The organism is Dellaglioa sp. CoH-56-MRSF-12 (assembly GCF_056782075.1).
In genome coordinates, this window is the sequence record NZ_JBXAYD010000160.1 from 1 (window position 1) to 240 (window position 240).

The following is a 240-nucleotide window of genomic DNA, read 5'->3' on the forward strand; positions in this document are numbered from 1 at the left end:
CCTGGAACTACCCGCATCCGTCGCCCGGCTTCGAGCCCCTCCGGGACCGCGTCGCCGTCTACGCGCAGCAGATGGACGAGTGCACGGTCGACGGCGAGGTCGTCACCCCGCAGCCCGGCGGGTTCTACGGGGGGTGGATCACGAGGGCCGTGGTCGGGCCGTTCAAGGGGGTGCCGGGGTCGCTGGGGTGGTGAACAGGGGGACAGTTACACCCTGAACCGAATCTCCACCGTGTTGCGT

The 240-nt window shown here is 69.6% G+C and carries 1 protein-coding gene; it reads left to right on the forward strand.

Annotation, left to right across the window (positions count from 1 at the left end):
• Positions 1-194, forward strand: a 194-nt coding sequence (locus tag AC1RPY_RS08150; RefSeq protein ID WP_481763180.1) for a hypothetical protein, incomplete at its 5' end; no start/stop codon positions are given.
• Between the last annotated feature and the right edge of the window lie 46 nt (positions 195-240).